Origin of the sequence: Actinosynnema sp. NPDC023658 (genome assembly GCF_040639995.1) — a bacterium.
Classification (GTDB): domain Bacteria; phylum Actinomycetota; class Actinomycetes; order Mycobacteriales; family Pseudonocardiaceae; genus Actinosynnema.
This window is the reverse complement of record NZ_JBFAAX010000555.1, coordinates 1-3,797: the sequence shown is the minus strand read 5'-3', so window position 1 is coordinate 3,797 and position 3,797 is coordinate 1. Positions and strand designations below refer to the sequence as shown.

The following is a 3,797-nucleotide window of genomic DNA, read 5'->3' as shown; positions in this document are numbered from 1 at the left end:
CACGCCAGGCCGGCGTGCTCAGTAGGGCTTGCGCTCGGGCAGCGCGTAGCGGTGGAACTTCTGGTCGCGCAGCACGTCGTCGCCGCCTTCCACGATCGACACGTACCGCATGTCGCGGACCAGCTTGCCGATCAACGCGTCACCGGTGTACCCGAGGGCGCCGAACAGCTCCGAGCCCGTCGTGGCGATCTGCCACCCGGCCTGACCGGTGAACATCTTCGACGTCAGCGCCGACTTGAGGGTGCCCTGGCGCAGGAACTCCGCGCCCGCCGAGGGCCCGGCGCCCATGATCGCGTCGAACTCGCGCCCGGCCGCCGCGCACTGGTTGCGCATCACGCCGATCGCCATCTCCACCTGCCCGATCTTCGCCGCGAACACCGCGTTGTTGAGCAGCGTCGACCCGCGCAGCGACTTGGTCTTGGCGTAGTCGATGGACAGGTCGCGGATGCGCCGCGAGATGCCGATGGCGGTGGTGGCGATGAGGACGCGGCTGGCGTTGCCCGGTCGCCCGGCATGGCCTTCGCGGTCACCGCGATGATCGGCAGCCCGGCGTGCTCCGGCATCGCGCGGATCGCGGTGGTGGCGGCGTACCCGTCCATCTCCGGCATCATCACGTCCATCAGCACCAGGTCGACCTCGGGGTGCTTGCCCAGCATCTCGATGCCGATCCGGCCGGTGTCCGCGTGCAGCACGCGGACACCGTGCAGCTCCAGGATGCTGCTGAGCGCGAACAGGTTGCGGGCGTCGTCGTCGACGATCAGCACCGTGCGGCCGGCCAGGTCGCCCTGGGGCGGTCCGGACGGCTGCCGGACCTGCTCCTCCACCCGCACCAGGGGCAGCACGTCGCCGGGCTCCTCGGCGTTGAGGTGCAGCACGATGCGCTCGCGCAGCTCGTCGAGGCTGGACAGCAGCTCCAGCGGCTGGGTCTCGGTGCGGGGCTGCAACCGCCGCTCCTGCGCCGGGTCGAGCCGTCGGTTGTTGTGCGCGAGGACGGGGATGCCGCGGGACGCCGAGTCGCCGTCCATCGCCTCCAGGAAGCGCAGCGCCGCCTCGTCGGGCATGTCGAGCTCCAGCACGACGAGGTGGCACGGTTCGGCGGCGAGGGCGCTCGCGGCCTCCTGCGCGTCCACGGCGGTGATGACGTGGACCGGTCCGCGCGGGTCGCGGCTGCCGGCCAGGTCCGCGACCGCGCTCTGCGCGACCAGGGACAGCAACCCCTGCGGTCGTTCCTCGACGACGAGCAACCGCCGCTGCTGGGTGGAGGCCGGCGCCGCGGTCGTGGACTCCGCCCGGACGTGCTCCTCGAACGGCGTCACGTGGGTGGCGCCGGTCTCGCTCTCGGCGAAGTCGGGACGCGCCACGGGCAGGTAGAGCGTGAAGGTGCTGCCCTTGCCCAGGGTGCTCTCGGCGGAGATGGCCCCGCCGAGCAGGTAGGCGATCTCCCGGCTGATCGACAGCCCCAGGCCGGTGCCCCCGTACTTGCGGCTGGTCGTGCCGTCGGCCTGCTGGAAGGCGCCGAAGATCGATTCGAGCTGCTGGTCCGCGATGCCGATGCCGGTGTCGCTGACCCGGAACGCGATCGCCGGGCCGTGCCCGCGCACCGAGTCGGGCAGCTCCTCGGGATCGGCCGGGCCGATGCGCAGCTCGACGCTGCCCTCCTCGGTGAACTTCACCGCGTTGGACAGCAGGTTGCGCAGCACCTGCCGCAACCGGGAGTCGTCGGTGAGCAGGTCGGCCGGCACGCCGGCGGCGGTGGTGACCCGGAACCCGAGGCTCTTCTGGGTCGTCATCGGCCGGAAGGTCACCTCGACGTAGTCCAGGAGCTGGCGCAGCGCGACCCGTTCCGGCGTGATGTCCATCTTGCCCGCCTCGACCTTGGACAGGTCGAGGATGTCGTTGATCAGCTGGAGCAGGTCCGAGCCCGCGGAGTGGATGATGTGCGCGTACTCGACCTGCTTGGCCGTGAGGTTGCGGCTCGGGTTCTGCGCCAGCAGCTGGGCCAGGATGAGCAGGCTGTTGAGCGGCGTCCTCAGCTCGTGGCTCATGTTCGCCAGGAACTCGGACTTGTACTTCGAGGCCAGCGACAGCTGGTGGGCCCGTGCCTCCAGCTCGCGACGGGCCCGCTCGATCTGCTCGTTCTTGGTCTCGATGTCGCGGTTCTGCGTCGCCAGCAGCTCGGCCTTCTCCTCCAGCTCGGCGTTGGAGCGCTGCAGCTCCTCCTGCCGCACCTGGAGCTCGCTCGACCGGGCCTGCAGCTCCGAGGCCAGGCGCTGGGACTCGCCCAGCAGCTCGTCGGTGCGGGCGTTGGCGATGATGGTGTTGACGTTGACGCCGACGGTCTCCATCAGCTGGTCGAGGAAGTCGCGGTGGATGGGCGTGAAGCGGTGCACCGAGGCCAGCTCGATGACGCCGAGCACCTGCTCCTCCACCACGATCGGCAGCACGACCAGGTTCACCGGCGCGGTGCGGCCGAGCCCGGAGGAGATGCTGACGTAGTCCTCGGGAACCTCGTCCACGGCGATGATGCGACGGCTGCGGGCGGCCTGGCCGACCAGCGACTGACCGAACCGGAACCGCGTCGGGCGGGACGGGGCGTCCGGGTCGTCGGGCGTGCCGTAGGAGCCGATCAGCTTCAGCTCCGGGGTCTGGCTGGTGTCGTCGGCCAGGAAGAACGCGCCGTACTGGGCCGAGACCAGCGGCGTCAGCTCGTCCATGATCAGCTCGGCCACGACGACCAGGTCGCGGCGGCCCTGCATGAGGCCGGAGATGCGGGCCAGGTTCGACTTCAGCCAGTCCTGGTCGTGGTTGGCCTTGGTGGTGTCGCGCAACGACTCCACCATCGAGTTGATGTTGTCCTTCAGCTCCGCGACCTCGCCGGAGGCCTCGACCGTGATGGAGCGGGTCAGGTCGCCCTCCGCGACCGCGCTGGTGACCTCCGCGATCGCGCGCACCTGGGTGGTGAGGTTGCCCGCCAGCTCGTTGACGTTCTCGGTCAGGCGCTTCCAGGTGCCCGACACGCCCTCGACCTCGGCCTGGCCTCCCAGCCGTCCCTCGCTGCCCACCTCGCGGGCCACGCGGGTCACCTCGGCGGCGAACGCCGAGAGCTGGTCGACCATCGTGTTGATGGTGGTCTTGAGCTCCAGGATCTCGCCGCGCGCGTCCACGTCGATCTTGCGCGTCAGGTCGCCCTGGGCGACCGCGGTGGTGACCTGGGCGATGTTGCGGACCTGGTTGGTCAGGTTGTTCGCCATGAAGTTGACGTTGTCGGTCAGGTCCTTCCAGGTGCCCGCCACGTTCGGCACCCGCGCCTGGCCGCCCAGGATGCCCTCGGTGCCGACCTCGCGGGCGACCCGGGTGACCTCGTCGGCGAACGCGGACAGCGTGTCGACCATCGTGTTGATCACCCCGGCGAGGGCCGCGACCTCGCCCTTGGCCTCGACGGTGATCTTCTGGGACAGGTCGCCGCGCGCCACCGCCGTGGCCACCTGCGCGATCGACCGCACCTGGCCGGTCAGGTTGGACGCCATCACGTTGACGTTGTCGGTCAGGTCCTTCCAGGTGCCCGACACGCCGCGCACCGTGGCCTGGCCGCCGAGGTTGCCCTCGGTGCCGACCTCGCGGGACACGCGGGTCACCTCGTCCGCGAACGCCGAGAGCTGGTCGACCATCGTGTTGATGGTCTCCTTCAGCTCCAGGATCTCGCCGCGGGCGTCCACGCGGATCTTCTGCGACAGGTCGCCCCGCGCCACCGCCGTGGCCACCTGCGCGATCGACCGCACCTGGGCGGTCAGGTTGCC

The 3,797-nt window shown here is 70.5% G+C and carries 2 protein-coding genes; both read right to left on the bottom strand.

Going from position 1 to position 3,797, the window contains the following annotated elements:
* Window positions 1–18: 18 nt before the first annotated feature.
* On the bottom strand, window positions 19–438 hold the full coding sequence (locus AB0G02_RS31040; RefSeq protein ID WP_360801082.1) for an acyl-CoA dehydrogenase family protein: 420 nt from the start codon (window positions 436–438) through the stop codon (window positions 19–21).
* Window positions 333–3,797: HAMP domain-containing protein (locus AB0G02_RS31035; RefSeq protein ID WP_360801079.1), on the bottom strand; the 3,465-nt coding region annotated here is incomplete at its 5' end. The genes AB0G02_RS31035 and AB0G02_RS31040, both read right to left, overlap by 106 nt.